This is a genomic window from Citrobacter sp. Cpo032, from assembly GCF_030332975.1.
Lineage (GTDB): Bacteria > Pseudomonadota > Gammaproteobacteria > Enterobacterales > Enterobacteriaceae > Citrobacter > Citrobacter portucalensis.
In genome coordinates, this window is record NZ_JAOWGU010000049.1 from 272,058 (window position 1) to 287,014 (window position 14,957).

The following is a 14,957-nucleotide window of genomic DNA, read 5'->3' on the forward strand; positions in this document are numbered from 1 at the left end:
TATGGGCATTATTTCATGGGTGGTTTTCGGTCTTATCGCTGGGATTTTGGCAAAATGGATTATGCCGGGTAAAGATGGCGGCGGATTCTTTATGACCATTATCTTAGGGGTTGTCGGTGCGGTAGTGGGTGGCTGGATCAGTACCTTCTTTGGTTTTGGTAAAGTTGATGGTTTCAACTTCGGCAGTTTCGTCGTAGCGGTTATCGGTGCGATTGTGGTGTTGTTTATCTACAGAAAAATCAAAAGCTAAGTAAACATACAGACAATAGGGGCCACTGAGAAGTGGCCTTTATTTTGGTTACCACCACCCCAGTTCCGTGCCCAGAACCACGATGATCGCCACGCCAATCATAATAATCGTTGTTTTTTTCATCGTTATGCTCCCGGCGCAGCGTAGCCGCCAATAAAAAACCAGGATAAGAAAACGACAGCGGAAATGAAAATAATGACAGGGAAAATAATACCGAGTCGCATACGATTATCTACCAGAGTTATTTAAAGACGAGCCAGCATAGCAGGGCTTAATGTACGACAAAAGGGGTTTTATCCTGACGCTTTTTATCCTGATACATTGCGCTGTCTGCAAGATGAAGCGCACAGTTTACATCAGTCTCCAGCGGATCAATTTCCACCACACCCAGGCTGGCACCAGGATAAAACAGATGAATGTCACCCAGGTGGTAGTCACCGCAAATCTGCTGTTGCAGCTGATTTTTCACCTGCTGCAGACGCATAAGCTGATCAAGTTCATCTTCCGCTGACAGGCGAACGACTAAAAATTCGTCGCCGCCCAGTCGACCGAGAATGTCATTATCACTACATTCACGGAGCAGGCGCTGCCCAATCTGGATCAGGAACTGGTCACCAACCTCGTGGCCAAAGCGGTCATTGATCAATTTGAAATCATCCAAATCGATATAGGCGACAACTATCTTCTGCCTGAGGTGACGGGCAAGCGAAAAAAGGGTCTCCACATTTTCAAAAATTGCGCGCCGATTCGGTAACCCTGTCAGGGCATCAGTGTAGGAGTGAGCAATCAGCGCGGCGTTCGCTTCACGTAACTGAGCAACCAGCGACTCTTTTTGAATCGACTGGGCGATCAGACCGGCAAACAGATGTAATACTTGTTCTCCACGTTGGCTCAATGCCTGCTGCTGGCGACTGGTAGCGCAGAGCGTTCCGTAAAACGTTCCGTCGGGAAGATGAACGGGAGTGCTCAGAAAGGTGGTGATGTCCAGTGCGCGAGCGGCGGTACATTCCGGCCAGCGTGCGGGCACGTTGTCACTGTACAGACAGTTTTCCTCAATAGCGCGTTTGCACAGCGTTTCATCCCACGGCACGGATAGCCCTTCGGGGATCTGCATTTGGCGGCTATTACGCGCATACAGAATATGCTGCAGACGGGCATCCAGATCGACCTTGGTCAGGTAGGTCGATTCCATCTCAGTCACCATCTCCAGCATCTCCAGAAGTTGCCGAACCAGACTTTCAACAGACTGCTCCGTGGCTAAGGATTGTGAGACTCTGGCAAGGATCATGTCCGACATGAGATGTAAATGCTCCTGAGTAATGACTGGGCTGACGTTGCCCGCATGATAGAACATCAAGGTGAAAGATGAAACACGCCATCCAGCTCAGAATGTAAACATAAAATGGATAGCTGGCAGGAAAACATGGAGATAGATGGAAAGTCGGGGTAACCTGCCAGGATAAGGTTTTTAACAGGAGTAAATATGAAACTGGCATCTATTGTTTTGCCCGGCTTGCTGGTGCTGGCGGGGTGTACCACGGAACCGGAAGCGCCTGTGCCACCGAAAGTTGGCATGGCGAATCCAGCATCGGTGTATTGCGAACAAAAGGGCGGCTCGTTGATTGCGGTGCAGACTCCGCAAGGTGTTAAGTCTGACTGCAAACTACCCAACGGGGAAGTGATTGATGAATGGTCACTCTGGCGTAGAGATCATCCGGCAACGGCCAAGTAATACGCGGTCAGCATTGACGTAGCCACTCAGCGAGCACCAGCGCGTGGTTTTGCTGGGTATTCTTCGCCGCATACAGTAGCGTTAAGGTTTGCTGCTGGGCAATCTCTGCGAGGCGCTTTCCTTCCTGCTGCTGTTGGGCCAGCTCTGCGCGATATTGCTCGGAAAAGTGTGAAAAATCGATCAGTTCTGCGTGGAATGCTTTGCGCAATTCAGAAGATGGCGTCAGCGTTTTATTCCATTCGTTGAAAGCAAGGTCAGTCTTTTTTATCCCGCGTGGCCACAATCGGTCGACTAACACGCGATAACCATCGCTTTTTTCTGCCGGGTCATACACACGTTTACACTGAATCTTCATCTCTTCATCCGCTCCTTTCAGCTACCGCTCAGGTATTGCTCATCGATTTTATTATGGTTAAATAAGATCGTAAAACGTGACCATTATAGCATTTTGCCCACCCTGACTCCCAATTTAAGGGATTGTGATACCACTAAAAAGTCGGTAGGCTGAGGCTCCTTATGCTGTCCCTTATTGTCAGGACACAAGGAAAGCTTAATGGAAATTTCCCCAATTAAAGATACGCTTCGCATTGCGCTGGTGGGCGATTACAGCCCCGATATTGTGGCGCACCAGGCTATTCCCCTTGCTATCGATGATGCTGCCGCCGTCCTGGAATTGGTGGCTGATTATGACTGGCTAACTACATCTGATATCAACAGCAGTGAGGACTTGATTGGCTATGATGCCATCTGGGTCGTTCCAGGCAGTCCATATCGCCATCTTGAAGGGGCGCTGATAGCGATACGCTACGCGCGTGAAAACAGCATCCCATTCCTGGGTACCTGCGGCGGCTTTCAACATGCAATTCTGGAGTACGCCCGCAACGTGCTGGGTTGGCGCGACGCCGCCCACGCCGAGACTGACACCACGGGTCGGATGGTGATAGCACCATTGACCTGCTCGCTGGTAGAAAAAACGGATGATATTGAGCTGCGGGCCAATACGCTGATTGCCAAAGCCTACGGGCGGGATGTTATCACCGAGGGATATCACTGCAACTATGGCGTATCGGAGGATTTTGCCGCCGAGCTTGAAAGCGGCGATCTTCGGGTGACCGGTTGGGATGAGGCTGGTGATATTCGTGCCATTGAGCTGGTGACGCATCCATTTTATGTTGGCACACTCTTTCAGCATGAACGTGGCGCGCTGGCGGGTAAACCCGTGCCGTTAGTCCAGGCGATGCTGCGCGCCGCGCGCGGATAAAAAAACGGGCAGGTTGTTCACGAACCTGCCCTGTGTATTATGCGCTCGCGATCTCCCGATTACGCCCCGCGCACAAACCAAATACCGCCATCAGCATCGCTAACACGGCGACACCCGCTAATGGAATCAGCCAGCTATCGTTGAGGTCGTGAATTTTCCCCATCAGTGGTGGTCCGCAGGCCGCCAGTAAATATCCGACAGACTGTGCCATGCCGGAGAGGGCAGCAGCCTGATGCGCTGAGCTTGCGCGCAGGCCAATAAAGGTCAAGCCGAGGATCATCGTCGCGCCAGAGCCAAAGCCAAACAGGATGGTCCATAGCAATGCCTGGTCGGGCATTATGGCGAATCCCGCCGCGCCGACGGCGCACATTAATGAAACCAGAGCGGCAATGGCGCGCTGATCCTTAAATCTGTTCAGGACGAGAGGAATCAATAATCCCGGCGCGGCGGTCGCCAGCTGCAGTAAACCATGCAGCGAACCGGCCTGCGCCTCGCTGTAGCCGTGACTGATCAAAATGGCGGGCAGCCAGCCGATGATGACGTAGTAGATAAGCGAATTGATCCCCAGAAACAGTGTCACCTGCCAGGCGAGGCTGGAGCGCCAGATAGCACGGGAATGTAATGCGCGCGAGTTGCTCAAGCTGGCATTGGCCGTCTGGCGGCATTGGGGTAACCAGATGATCAGTGCCAGTAGCGGAAAGGCCATCAGTACCATCAGCGCACCGCGCCAGCCAAACCCGTTCAACGCCAGCGGTACCACAATGGCGGAACCCAGTGCCGCTGCCGCGCCCATGGTCAGCGAGTATGCGCCAGTGAGTTTCGCCACATGCTGAGCAAAATCACGCTTAATCAGTCCGGGTAAAAGCACATTTCCCAAGGCGATTCCGCAACCAATGATCGCGGTGCCGCTAAACAGGAACCCTGGTGAAGGCAGCGAACGTATCACAATACCCGCGCAAATGAGTAGCATAGCGACAAACAGGCTGCGTTCGATACCCCAACGGCGCGCAACGGCAGCAGCCAGAGGTGAAACCAGTGCGAAAGCCAGCAGTGGCAGCGTGGTCAGAAGCCCCGTCTGGGCGGTACTCAGACCGTAGTCGGCGCGAATTGCATCCAGCAACGGGGCTGCACCGGTAAAGGTGACGCGCAATGTGGTGGCAATCATCAGGATCCCCGCGATCAGCAATGCTGCGCTCTTGCCACGGGAGGAAGGTGTATTTGTCATTTTTTTCTCATATAGTCAGGCGAGGCGATACCTTAGCGTTTTTACTCAATGGATGAATCAAGCTAAAATGACAGTTTATCGCTTAAATCGGACATTTTTATGTTAGGACTGAGGCTGGATGGATACGAACCCGATCTTCACCACGATGCGGCGGTGGCGTTTTGTATTCAGGCCCGGGAAGATGAACTTTTCAGTCCGTTGCATCAGCACCGTAAAGGCCAGTTGATTCTGGCATTGCATGGCGCGATCACCTGTGAGGTTGAGAATGCTATGTGGATGGTGCCCCCGCAATATGCGGTGTGGATCCCCGGTGAAATTCCACACAGCAACCACGTTACCGTTGGCGCGCAATTGTGCTTTTTGTTTATTGAGCCGCAGGCCGTCGTGATGCCCGATCGTTGCTGCACGCTGAAAATTGCTCCGTTGTGCCGGGAGCTTATTCTGGCGCTGGCATCTAAAACGGATGCCCAACGGCTGGAGCCGGCAACCCAGCGGCTGACGCAAGTGTTGTTTGATGAACTGCCGCAGCAACCCCAGGAGCAAATGCAGTTGCCGGTTTCCGATCACCCGAAAATTCGCAGAATGGTCGCAACGATGGCGAGAGAGCCTGCACAATGGCAGACGTTGGGACAATGGGCCAGCGTATTTGCGATGAGTGAACGTAACCTTGCTCGCCTGGTCGTCAAAGAAACGGGGTTGAGTTTTCGCCGCTGGCGTCACCAGCTCCAGCTGATTCTGGCGCTGCAGGCGTTAATTGATGGTCGCAATGTACAACAGGTCGCGCAAATGCTCGGGTACGATTCGACCACGGCATTTATCACTATGTTCAAAAAAGGCCTGGGACAGACACCAGGCCGTTATCTGAACGGGCTGGCTACTGCTTCCCAACAATCAATGAGACCAGACCTGCCGCAATAAGCGGCCCCACTGGCACACCACGAAACAGCGCCACGCCCAGTACCGTGCCCACCAGTAAACCAGCAACAAGCTGAGGCTGACTACCCATTAGCGTAACGCCGCGTCCGCCAAGCCAGGAGACAAATACCCCAACGGCAATAGCAACCAGTGATTTCCAGTTCACAAAGGAGTGGATGAGCGTGGAGGGCGGTAGCGTTCCGCTGGCGATCGGCGCCATGACGCCAATGGTCAGAATTATAATCCCGACGGTCAGGCCCTGTTTTTCAATCCAGGGAAAGAAGGTATTCAGTGGGGTAACGCGGACTATGATCAGCACCAGAATTGAAACAGCGACAGTGGTGTTGTGGCTGACAAAGCCCAGAGCTGCCAGTCCGAGCAGGATCAGCAGAGTGACATCAAACATCGTAGTTTCCTTGCCAAAAGAAAAAATAAGCCTGCTTACTGTACGCGTAAATGCGTGACGGAACAGGCTTTTTTTAATGATTATGATTTTTTTGGGCTAACGCACGAAGCGATGTTTTTTACTGCTAACTTGTGCAGTTATTGTTCTCTGCGGAACGGGATTAATTCTGGTTGCGCGATGCGCAGGTAATCTGCGGTATCCATGATCACGGATTTTTCCAGCATTCCGGCATTGAACGCAATTTCATTAAAACGCTCAAACAACAGCGGGTCGGCGACCAGCTTGAGGTTCGGATGAAAACTAAACGGTGGGATAGCACCAAATACGCAGCCAGTCAGTTTATCTACCTCCGCCGGGCTGGCAAGTGACGCTCTCAACCCGCCAATATGGCTGGCCAACAGGCTCAGGTCGGCCTGCTGATCGGCAGAGAGGATCGCCAGAACATGCTGATTGACGCCGTTGCCTTTTACTTTGCAGACCAGCGCTTTTGCACCCTGACCCAGTGCGGTACCGCGAATTTCAGAGACAGCTTCACATTTGCCTACGGCTTCATGGCTGACTACGCGGTAGGTCGCACCGTGTTCTGACAACAGGGAGATTAAACGCTGGTGCGTTGCGTTACCTTTGTTTACTTCCGTCATGACTTACTCCTGGTACAACAATGAAAATCCTGTCAGAAAAGTAATTACGCATCGGTGCGTTTTTTCTGTTTGTTCAGGTAGAGCTGTGCATCAGATGCTTTGTAGGCATCATCAATGGTGTCGTTTGGCTGCATATTATAAATCCCGACAGAGAAGCTGATTGATCTATCTTGCGCAATAATTTGTAAGTTATAGCGAATCCTCTCCAGCAGGCGGGGCGTTAATTCACTGGGGTGATCGATGAGGATAATGCAAAACTCATCGCCACCGAGGCGGATGGCATAGTCACTTTTGCGAATGGACGTTTGAATAGCTTTGGCCAGGAGGGTGATAATGCGATCGCCTTCCTTATGCCCCAACGTATCATTAATAACTTTTAGTTTGTCGCAATCAATGGCGATAAAGGTCACGAGCGTTCCCGTGTTCACCAACTGTTGCAAACGCTGCTCAAGCGCTGGCGTTAAAATTTTACGGTTGTAGAGCCCTGTCATCGCATCACTGACGTTTTCCCGTGTGACGTTGTGATACAAGCGAAAATGCGTTCTAACCATATTCAGCAGCAATATCGTTGCCAGTAGATAGAAGGCGAATATCTTCCAGGACGAGACAATAAAGTACATAACATCAAGTGAGAGGGTGATACGTATACCGCCAGGTATGTCCTTCTCATAGTGAACGTAGCGGAATAGATTGGTCTCACTTTGGTGAACGTGGATCTCTTTACCTGAGCTGATATCAGAGAGCGTCACGTTAAGATAGCGCCAGACCAGAGGACGATCGCTGGTATAGAAAATATTCTTTAAATTCTCTTTGTTGATGTCCACCATCACCACGCCTTTTAGCTTACCGGCATAGTAGACCGGGGTTAAAAAGCTCATCACCTTTTTCTCGGTCAGGTTATCCTCATAAATGCTGGAAATCACCGTGCGGCCGGTGAAAATACCGTCAATATCATTCTGATCGATGCCCAGCGAGCCTTTTTGCAAAAATGTCCAGTTGTGTATCGCAAATTTCCGTGAATCGATCAGATTATAAAAATAGACGTAGTTATTCTTGAGATCGACGTAGTAGCGAAATTTATACTCCAGCGTTCCTAATCCCTGCCCGTAATCTTTTTGCAGGCGATTGACGTTCACCGCCCGGTCAAAAGAGGGTAACAGGAATACGTCTTCGAGTTGCCCGCTGCATTTGGTTGAGGTGGTCTGCAGCGTACCGTGTAATGGCAGGTAATTATGCGTTGTGAGATTGAGCCCATGTGTACCGTTAACGCTATCGAAAGCATCGCAGAACGCTTTTTGTTGTTCGACAGATGCGGGCTCCTTAGGGGATGAAAAGGTGCGCATCAGATGGGCTGCAATACTCTGATTGGTGTACTTATCATAGAGAAAGGAGGAGTCGGCTTTCTCATTGATATAGCGCATATAGGCATTCATTGCCTTATCACTGGCAATGAGTTCATAAACCAAAAAAGAAGATGTCAAAACAATAACGCTGACTGAGATAAAGAGCCTGAGCGCTTTATGATGCAACTTCATAATGAATTACAGCCCATAGGTTAGAGATGCGATTTTACCACATGCTCCACATTCGCTCTAACGAAGCGGCGGGATAAACCATTGCAAAATGTCACGATCATGATACAGGGTAATGTAATCAGCCGAAGCCGAAGCCTCGGCCGAAAGTGGTCGCTTAATTATTGCTGGTCGTACTTTGTTTATGAAACAGTTCGCGGAATACCGGGTAAATATCATCCTGGTCGCGAATATGTTGCATCGCAAAGTTATCAAAAGTTGATTGCAGATGTTCGTATTCACGCCACAAGGTTTGGTGAGCGCGGCGAGTGATTTCGATATAGCTGTAATAGCGGACCACTGGCAGCAGTTTTTTCGCCAAAATCTCATGACACAGTGGTGAGTCATCCGCCCAGTTATCACCGTCCGATGCCTGTGCAGCATAGATGTTCCACTGGGCAGGGTTGTAGCGCTCTTTCACCACTTCATCCATTAACTTCAGCGCACTGGAGACAATGGTTCCCCCGGTTTCCTGAGAGTAGAAGAACTCATGCTCATCCACTTCTTTCGCCTGGGTATGGTGGCGAATATAAACCACCTCCACGTTCTTATAGGTCCGGCTTAAGAACAGATACAGCAGGATATAAAAACGTTTAGCCATATCTTTGGTCGACTGATCCATTGAACCAGAAACGTCCATCAGGCAGAACATTACCGCCTGGCTGGAAGGGTCGGGGCGTTTTTCATAATTCTTGTAGCGTAAATCAAAGGTGTCGATAAATGGCACGCGTTCGATTTTTGCCCGTAGTTCGGCAATCTCTTTGCGTAACCGTTCCTCTTCCAGCAACTGTGCTGGTTCGCTTTTCGCGATGGTTTCCAGATCCGCTTCGAGAGCATGCAGTTCGCGACGCTTACCCGCTGTCATCGCCGTGCGGCGCGCCAGTGAGTTTTGCAGGGATCGCACCACGCTGATGTTGGCAGGCACACCGTTAGAGGTAAAACCTGCCCGGTGCGTTTTGTACTCCGTTAGCTGACGCTGCTGATTCTGCTTCAGGTTAGGAAGTGCTAAATCTTCGAACAACAGATCGAGATATTCATCTTTAGAGATCTGAAAGACGAACTCATCCTGACCCTCACCATCCTGGCTGGCCTGGCCTTGTCCGCTTCCTGAACCGCCACCGCCGCCCTGTGGGCGTTCAATGCGGTCATTCTGCACAAAATGGTCATTACCCGGATGCACGCGATGGCGCAGGCCACCACGTCCCTGATGAAACATTGGTTCGCTAATATCATCAGTCGGAATAGAGACAGATTCGCCGCTATCCACATCAGTCACCGAACGCTTGTTAATGGCCTCGGAGATCGACTGTTTAATTTGCGATTTATAACGGCGTAAGAAGCGCTGGCGGTTTACCGTGCTCTTGTTTTTGCCGTTAAGACGCCGGTCAATAAACCAGGTCATAAGCCCCCCGTACTGCCAACTGTTCGCCATGTCTGTAAGTGCCGGATGGCGCTGGCGCTATCCGGCCTACGGAACATTGTTTTGCAAGCCCGGTAAGCGCATGCGCTACCGGGCACTTATGTTAAGACGATTTACGTACGCGCAAATACCATTCGCACAGTAAACGCACCTGTTTACGCGTGTAGCCTTTTTCCATCATACGGTCGACAAAATCGTCGTGTTTTTTCTGCTCGTCAGTCGAGGTTTTAGCATTGAACGAAATGACCGGCAGCAACTCCTCGGTATTGGAGAACATTTTCTTCTCAATAACCGTGCGCAGTTTTTCGTAACTGGTCCAGTTTGGATTGCGACCGCTGTTATTCGCTCTGGCACGCAGAACAAAGTTGACGATTTCGTTACGGAAATCTTTCGGGTTACTGATACCCGCCGGCTTCTCAATTTTCTCCAGTTCTGAGTTCAGTGACTCGCGGTCAAACAGCTGACCGGTATCCGGGTCGCGATACTCCTGATCCTGAATCCAGAAATCCGCATAAGTGACATAACGGTCGAAAATGTTCTGTCCGTATTCGGAATAGGATTCGAGATAAGCCGTCTGGATCTCTTTGCCGATGAATTCAGCATATTTCGGGATCAAATAGCCTTTCAGGAACTCAAGATAACGCTCAGCTTGCTCCTGCGGGAACTGTTCACGTTCGATTTGCTGCTCCAGTACGTAAAACAGATGTACCGGGTTAGCAGCTACTTCGGCATGGTCAAAGTTAAAGACGCGAGAGAGGATCTTAAACGCGAAACGCGTGGACAGACCGTTCATTCCCTCATCAACCCCGGCGTAATCCCGATACTCCTGATAGGATTTCGCTTTCGGATCGGTATCTTTCAGGCTTTCGCCATCGTAAACGCGCATCTTCGAGTAAATGCTCGAGTTCTCAGGTTCTTTCAGGCGAGAAAGAATAGTGAAACGAGAGAGCGTTTCCAGCGTGCCCGGTGCGCAAGGCGCATGGGTCAGCTCACTGTGGTTAAGCAGTTTTTCGTAAATTTTGATCTCTTCAGAGATACGCAGGCAATAAGGCACTTTGACGATGTAAACACGGTCAAGGAACGCCTCATTATTTTTGTTATTACGGAACGTTACCCATTCGGACTCGTTCGAGTGGGCAAGAATAATCCCGTTAAACGGCAGGGCAGAGATACCTTCTGTCCCGTTGTAGTTTCCTTCCTGGGTGGCGGTCAGCAGAGGATGCAGCACTTTAATCGGTGCTTTAAACATCTCAACGAATTCCATAATCCCCTGGTTTGAGCGGCACAGTGCCCCCGAATAACCGTAGGCATCAGGATCGTTCTGGGCGTGGTGTTCGAGTTTACGAATATCCACTTTCCCGACCAGCGCAGAAATATCCTGGTTGTTTTCATCACCAGGCTCCGTTTTGGCGATTGCGATCTGCTCCAGAATAGACGGCCAGACTTTGACGACGCGGAATTTTGTAATGTCCCCGCCAAAATCGTGCAGACGTTTCGCAGCCCAGGGCGACATGATCGTACCGAGATAGCGACGCGGGATCCCATACTCTTTTTCCAGGATCTGCGCGTCTTCCTGCGGATTAAACAGGCATAACGGATGATCGTTGACCGGGCTACGTTCGCCATTGGCACTCAGGACATAAATCGGTACTCTCTGCATCAGCGACTTCAGCCGCTCAGCAAGAGATGATTTCCCCCCTCCCACAGGCCCCAGCAGATACAGAATCTGCTTCTTCTCTTCCAGACCCTGAGCCGCATGTTTCAAATAAGAAACAATTTGCTCAATGGCGTCTTCCATGCCGTAAAACTCTTCAAAGGCGGGATAGCGTGCAATTACCCGATTCGAAAAGAGTCGAGATAGTCGAGGTTCGTGGGCAGTGTCGACCATGACAGGCTCACCAATAGCCATTAATAGCCGCTCTGCCGCGTTGGCATAAGCACTGCGATCTTGCCGACAAGTGGTAAGAAACTCCTGCAGCGTGAACTCTTCGTCCTTGGCAGCTTCATAACGCTGGCGATAGTGATCGAATATATTCATGGTATGCCGTCCTTTCGTTTTTTAGCACATGTTAAGAGCCGTTCATATGAATAGTAGAGGCCCCTGAAGAGGTAAACTGAACGACGTTTCTGCTGAAGAAATAAGCAACTCTCATGCCATTTTAGTGGTCAGGAGATCAACGTATTCGGTGATACACCTTCTAAAATTAAGCGTAGATGGCATTTGCAAAACTTGCCTGTGTGCGCAAATGAATTTCAATGGCATATCAATAACTCATCAGCAAAAAAAGCACATCTTATGTAAAGAATTGGAGCGGGATTCATGCGGTGTTCATCGTCCTGCAAGCAAAATGTCATCACTCGCTGAGAAATTAGGGGGTTACATTCTGGGGCGAATACGTAAAATAGTTGGGCTGAAGCGTATTGGCGGTTACACTTTGACCGCTACACATTTGAATAAGGAATTATGGATTGTGACCAAACTCAAACTTCTGGCACTTGGCATCCTTGCCGCAACCGCAGTTAGCACCGCACAGGCTGAAAGCCAGTGGACTGTTGGCGCGGGTGTCGGCGTGATTAACAGCCCATACAAACAGTATGACCGCGATGTTTACCCTGTTCCGGTTGTCACCTATGAAGGCGATAATGTCTGGTTCCACGGCTTGGGTGGCGGCTACTATCTGTGGAATGACACGGCAGATAAGCTTTCCATCATGGCGTACTATGATCCGACACACTTCAAGCCGGGTGATAGCGATAGCCATGCTTTGCGCCAACTCGACAAGCGTAAAAGCAGCTTGATGGCTGGCCTCTCGTATGTACATAACACCCAGTATGGTTTCCTGCGTACTGCACTGGCGGGTGATACTCTGGATAACAGCAACGGCTTTATCTGGGATCTGGCCTGGCTCTACCGTTACACCAATGGTGGGCTGACTCTGACACCGGGTATCGGTGTGCAGTACAGCAGCGAAAACTACAACGACTATTATTATGGCGTGTCCAATCACGAGTCTCGCCGCAGTGGTCTGAAAAGCTACAACGCTGACGATGGATGGGATCCGTACCTGGAGTTGACCGCGAGCTATAACTTCATTGGAAACTGGAACGTATACGGAACTGGCCGTTATGTGCGCTTGAGTGATGAAGTGAAGGACAGTCCGATGGTCGATAAGTCCTGGTCTGGCATCTTCTCAGTGGGTGTGACCTACAAGTTCTGATGACATTCAGTGTTGAACACAAGCCCGCAGACATGCGGGCTTTTTTGTGCGCTACCGATATGAATATTGATCTAAAACATGAGATTTCATCTTTTGTGCTGATTTGACATTCTGTCAGGCTACAACGAATTTTTAACGTATTATTCCTGTCGCTGTTACTAAAAATAAACCTCTCATTTTACTAGCCTGGTATCTATTCTTTTTTGCATGAGGTAATATCGCCATGCCTTAATGATTTATTGTTCTGGGCTGTCGTTTTCTGGGGTCATAATTTATTGATAATACTGTATTTTATTGTGTCACGATGCGCGAGCTATTTATTCTCAAGTGGCGTAAAGATAACTGATAACTATTTTGGCTTATTTTGAATGTTAACTTTCAGGTGAAAAAATAAAAATTAATTATTTGTTTTTATTTTACATCCTTTAGGTATTTGTCTGAAAAAATTAAAATTGACATTAAATATCCTATTGCCGATATTCATTAAACTTTAAAAGTAGTGATAGCAACTCTCGTGGTAAGGCCTTAAATATGCCATGGGGATATCTTGAGTAAAACCTGGTATAAATAATGAAAAAGTTAATCATGATAACTGTGATGGGCGGGATCCTGGCTGGATGCACCAGCGAGGCTTCACGCATGAGTGCATGCGAAAGTAAAGGGTTCAGCCGCGATGCCTGCTACATCGCCGAACAAAACCGTCAGGCGACAATCAATGCCGCGGCTGAAAAACAGGCCCTGGAAAACGCGCAAAATCTGTATAGCTCTGATGGCACCCATTCCGACCATCACCACAAACACGATAAATACTAAGGTTTAACTCATGAAGAAATTGATTATTATCGCTGCGCTGGTGGCTTCATCTGCTGCGCCTGCTTATGCTATCAGCGAAGCATATCGTCAGCAATTACAGCATGAACACAAAACTCAGGTCAGCGATGCTAATGCCCCGGTGCACGCCAGCAAAACCACACCCGTGCATGTGAATAAACTGGGCGTGGACTTTAAACGTGGTGCTGATGGCATTGCTTATATTAATGGCAAGCCTGCGGCAAATGATGAGAATAGTGCAGAAGCTCAGTCTTATAGCGCAGGTTTGATTTCCGTTATCGTCTATAAAAACGGAAAAATCAACGCTATGAAAGAGGGAAAATATTTAGGTCGGTTGAAATAACCACTTCGTAGATAAGATTTTATATTTTTTCGGCGCGGGAACATCTGCTGTTCCCGGGCTTTTTATTTCGCTCGCCTTAACGATTGGTTTCCAATCCATAATGGTGCAATTTGTGCACCCTAACAGGACACATGCACGTTGTTTTGCTTTACTGTGGTGCATTAACACAGGAGGGTGCGATGACAGCGAAACAGGTGACGTTTACAAACCAGGTATCGCTTCCTGCTATTGGGCAGGGAACATGGTACATGGGCGAGGATCCAAGCCGACGCCGGGATGAAGTGTCTGCGCTGCAGGCCGGACTGGATCTCGGCCTGCGATTGATTGATACCGCAGAAATGTACGCTGATGGTGCAGCGGAAGAGGTGGTGGGTGAAGCATTAACGGGACGGCGTGATAGCGCTTTTTTAGTCTCGAAAGTTTACCCATGGAATGCTGGTGGACAGAACGCCATTGCCGCCTGCGAAGCGAGCCTGCGTCGACTGAAAACTGATTATCTGGATCTCTATTTGCTGCACTGGATGGGCGATTTTTCATTTGCAGAGACCATCGATGCCATGGAAACACTGATTGCGCAGGGGAAAATCCGCCGTTGGGGCGTCTCAAATCTCGATTATGATGATATGCAGGCGTTATGGCAGGTACCCGGTGGACGAGAGTGTGCGACTAACCAGGTGCTTTATCATTTAGCCTCGCGCGGTATTGAATATGATTTACTGCCGTGGTGCCAGCAGCAGCAGATGCCGGTCATGGCATACAGTCCGCTGGCCCAGGCGGGACGACTGCGTGGCGATTTGCTTTCTAACTCTGTGGTGAATGACATCGCGCACGCGCACAATGTTAGCGCTGCGCAGATTTTGCTGGCATGGGTGATTCATCAGTCGGGTGTAATAGCCATTCCGAAAGCCGCAAGCGTAGCGCATGTCGAACAAAATGCCGCCGCGCTGGAGATAACGCTCTCTGTAGATGAGTTGAAGCAGTTAGATAAGGCGTATCCGGCGCCAAAAGGTAAAACCGCGCTGGATATGGCCTGATTTGCCAAATGCCGATGTTCCCGCAGCTTATCAGACCTACGGCTGTATGTAGTTTGTAGGCCGGATAAGGCGTCAGCCGCATCCGGCATGGTGCGCGGAACTGCCTGATG

Annotated in this window: 17 protein-coding genes and 1 pseudogene; 8 read left to right on the plus strand and 10 right to left on the minus strand. The window is 49.8% G+C overall.

Annotation, left to right across the window (positions count from 1 at the left end; genetic code table 11):
• The first annotated feature begins 1 nt into the window (after position 1).
• Complete coding sequence (locus OGY33_RS19860; protein ID WP_003832440.1) at positions 2-250, plus strand: GlsB/YeaQ/YmgE family stress response membrane protein; 249 nt, start codon at positions 2-4, stop codon at positions 248-250.
• A 48-nt stretch (positions 251-298) separates the two neighbouring features.
• Here OGY33_RS19860 and yoaJ read toward each other — a convergent pair whose 3' ends face one another.
• From yoaJ to OGY33_RS19875, 3 genes are read right to left on the minus strand one after another with little or no spacing between them, the layout of a single operon-like run.
• Positions 299-373 (minus strand): protein YoaJ, encoded by a 75-nt coding sequence (gene yoaJ / locus OGY33_RS19865; protein WP_095533175.1) that lies wholly within the window; start codon positions 371-373, stop codon positions 299-301.
• Positions 374-375: 2 nt separating this feature from the next.
• On the minus strand, positions 376-474 hold the full coding sequence (locus OGY33_RS19870; protein ID WP_032941789.1) for a YoaK family small membrane protein: 99 nt from the start codon (positions 472-474) through the stop codon (positions 376-378).
• A 47-nt stretch (positions 475-521) separates the two neighbouring features.
• Complete coding sequence (locus tag OGY33_RS19875; protein ID WP_136391771.1) at positions 522-1,547, minus strand: sensor domain-containing diguanylate cyclase; 1,026 nt, start codon at positions 1,545-1,547, stop codon at positions 522-524.
• Between the two features lie 186 nt (positions 1,548-1,733).
• On the opposite strand from OGY33_RS19875, the gene OGY33_RS19880 reads away from it, so the two are divergent.
• Positions 1,734-1,982, plus strand: a complete 249-nt coding sequence (locus OGY33_RS19880) for a putative hemolysin (RefSeq protein WP_048214378.1) — start codon at positions 1,734-1,736, stop codon at positions 1,980-1,982.
• 7 nt (positions 1,983-1,989) lie between these two features.
• On the opposite strand, the gene OGY33_RS19885 is transcribed toward OGY33_RS19880, so the two are convergent.
• Positions 1,990-2,337, minus strand: a complete 348-nt coding sequence (locus OGY33_RS19885; protein WP_008784512.1) for a DUF488 domain-containing protein — start codon at positions 2,335-2,337, stop codon at positions 1,990-1,992.
• A 198-nt stretch (positions 2,338-2,535) separates the two neighbouring features.
• On the opposite strand from OGY33_RS19885, the gene OGY33_RS19890 reads away from it, so the two are divergent.
• Positions 2,536-3,243 (plus strand): CTP synthase C-terminal region-related (seleno)protein, encoded by a 708-nt coding sequence (locus OGY33_RS19890; RefSeq protein ID WP_048214377.1) that lies wholly within the window; start codon positions 2,536-2,538, stop codon positions 3,241-3,243.
• A 37-nt stretch (positions 3,244-3,280) separates the two neighbouring features.
• On the opposite strand, the gene OGY33_RS19895 is transcribed toward OGY33_RS19890, so the two are convergent.
• The gene (locus OGY33_RS19895) at positions 3,281-4,468 is read right to left on the minus strand and encodes a CynX/NimT family MFS transporter (protein WP_048214376.1); all 1,188 of its coding nucleotides are present in this window, start codon (positions 4,466-4,468) and stop codon (positions 3,281-3,283) included.
• A 99-nt stretch (positions 4,469-4,567) separates the two neighbouring features.
• On the opposite strand from OGY33_RS19895, the pseudogene OGY33_RS19900 reads away from it, so the two are divergent.
• Positions 4,568-5,366 (plus strand): annotated as a pseudogene (locus OGY33_RS19900) (AraC family transcriptional regulator).
• Here the strand turns inward: OGY33_RS19900 and OGY33_RS19905 are convergent.
• From OGY33_RS19905 to yeaG, 5 genes are all read right to left on the minus strand, one after another.
• On the minus strand, positions 5,343-5,789 hold the full coding sequence (locus OGY33_RS19905; protein ID WP_003832453.1) for a DUF441 domain-containing protein: 447 nt from the start codon (positions 5,787-5,789) through the stop codon (positions 5,343-5,345). The pseudogene OGY33_RS19900 and the gene OGY33_RS19905 sit on opposite strands and share 24 nt — an antisense overlap.
• 137 nt (positions 5,790-5,926) lie before the next feature.
• Positions 5,927-6,430 (minus strand): YbaK/prolyl-tRNA synthetase associated domain-containing protein, encoded by a 504-nt coding sequence (locus tag OGY33_RS19910; protein WP_191238598.1) that lies wholly within the window; start codon positions 6,428-6,430, stop codon positions 5,927-5,929.
• Positions 6,431-6,474: 44 nt separating this feature from the next.
• The gene (dgcJ, locus tag OGY33_RS19915; protein ID WP_103014578.1) at positions 6,475-7,965 is read right to left on the minus strand and encodes a diguanylate cyclase DgcJ; all 1,491 of its coding nucleotides are present in this window, start codon (positions 7,963-7,965) and stop codon (positions 6,475-6,477) included.
• Positions 7,966-8,119: 154 nt separating this feature from the next.
• Positions 8,120-9,403 carry a YeaH/YhbH family protein gene (locus OGY33_RS19920; protein WP_048214373.1) on the minus strand — a complete coding sequence of 428 codons (1,284 nt, stop codon included), beginning with the start codon at positions 9,401-9,403 and terminating at the stop codon, positions 8,120-8,122.
• A gap of 121 nt (positions 9,404-9,524) precedes the next feature.
• Positions 9,525-11,459, minus strand: a complete 1,935-nt coding sequence (gene yeaG / locus OGY33_RS19925; RefSeq protein WP_003030707.1) for a protein kinase YeaG — start codon at positions 11,457-11,459, stop codon at positions 9,525-9,527.
• A 433-nt stretch (positions 11,460-11,892) separates the two neighbouring features.
• On the opposite strand from yeaG, the gene OGY33_RS19930 reads away from it, so the two are divergent.
• The 4 genes from OGY33_RS19930 to OGY33_RS19945 all read left to right on the plus strand — a co-directional run bounded on the left by OGY33_RS19930 (position 11,893) and on the right by OGY33_RS19945 (position 14,847).
• Complete coding sequence (locus OGY33_RS19930) at positions 11,893-12,639, plus strand: MipA/OmpV family protein (RefSeq protein WP_149608241.1); 747 nt, start codon at positions 11,893-11,895, stop codon at positions 12,637-12,639.
• Between the two features lie 570 nt (positions 12,640-13,209).
• Complete coding sequence (locus OGY33_RS19935; protein ID WP_149608242.1) at positions 13,210-13,452, plus strand: hypothetical protein; 243 nt, start codon at positions 13,210-13,212, stop codon at positions 13,450-13,452.
• A 10-nt stretch (positions 13,453-13,462) separates the two neighbouring features.
• Positions 13,463-13,813 carry a hypothetical protein gene (locus OGY33_RS19940; RefSeq protein ID WP_103014579.1) on the plus strand — a complete coding sequence of 117 codons (351 nt, stop codon included), beginning with the start codon at positions 13,463-13,465 and terminating at the stop codon, positions 13,811-13,813.
• A gap of 179 nt (positions 13,814-13,992) precedes the next feature.
• Positions 13,993-14,847, plus strand: coding sequence for an aldo/keto reductase (locus OGY33_RS19945; RefSeq protein WP_048214369.1), 855 nt, complete (start codon positions 13,993-13,995; stop codon positions 14,845-14,847).
• The last annotated feature ends 110 nt before the right edge of the window (positions 14,848-14,957 follow it).

Coding starts and splice junctions, on each gene's coding strand:
- OGY33_RS19935 (WP_149608242.1), top strand. CDS start 13,210: ATGAAAAAGTTAATCATGATAACTGTGATGGGCGGGATCCTGGCTGGA.
- OGY33_RS19880 (WP_048214378.1), top strand. CDS start 1,734: ATGAAACTGGCATCTATTGTTTTGCCCGGCTTGCTGGTGCTGGCGGGG.
- OGY33_RS19875 (WP_136391771.1), bottom strand. CDS start 1,547: ATGTCGGACATGATCCTTGCCAGAGTCTCACAATCCTTAGCCACGGAG.
- yeaG (WP_003030707.1), bottom strand. CDS start 11,459: ATGAATATATTCGATCACTATCGCCAGCGTTATGAAGCTGCCAAGGAC.
- OGY33_RS19885 (WP_008784512.1), bottom strand. CDS start 2,337: ATGAAGATTCAGTGTAAACGTGTGTATGACCCGGCAGAAAAAAGCGAT.
- OGY33_RS19945 (WP_048214369.1), top strand. CDS start 13,993: ATGACAGCGAAACAGGTGACGTTTACAAACCAGGTATCGCTTCCTGCT.
- OGY33_RS19890 (WP_048214377.1), top strand. CDS start 2,536: ATGGAAATTTCCCCAATTAAAGATACGCTTCGCATTGCGCTGGTGGGC.
- OGY33_RS19940 (WP_103014579.1), top strand. CDS start 13,463: ATGAAGAAATTGATTATTATCGCTGCGCTGGTGGCTTCATCTGCTGCG.
- OGY33_RS19920 (WP_048214373.1), bottom strand. CDS start 9,403: ATGACCTGGTTTATTGACCGGCGTCTTAACGGCAAAAACAAGAGCACG.
- dgcJ (WP_103014578.1), bottom strand. CDS start 7,965: ATGAAGTTGCATCATAAAGCGCTCAGGCTCTTTATCTCAGTCAGCGTT.
- OGY33_RS19910 (WP_191238598.1), bottom strand. CDS start 6,430: ATGACGGAAGTAAACAAAGGTAACGCAACGCACCAGCGTTTAATCTCC.
- OGY33_RS19860 (WP_003832440.1), top strand. CDS start 2: ATGGGCATTATTTCATGGGTGGTTTTCGGTCTTATCGCTGGGATTTTG.
- OGY33_RS19870 (WP_032941789.1), bottom strand. CDS start 474: ATGCGACTCGGTATTATTTTCCCTGTCATTATTTTCATTTCCGCTGTC.
- OGY33_RS19905 (WP_003832453.1), bottom strand. CDS start 5,789: ATGTTTGATGTCACTCTGCTGATCCTGCTCGGACTGGCAGCTCTGGGC.
- OGY33_RS19895 (WP_048214376.1), bottom strand. CDS start 4,468: ATGACAAATACACCTTCCTCCCGTGGCAAGAGCGCAGCATTGCTGATC.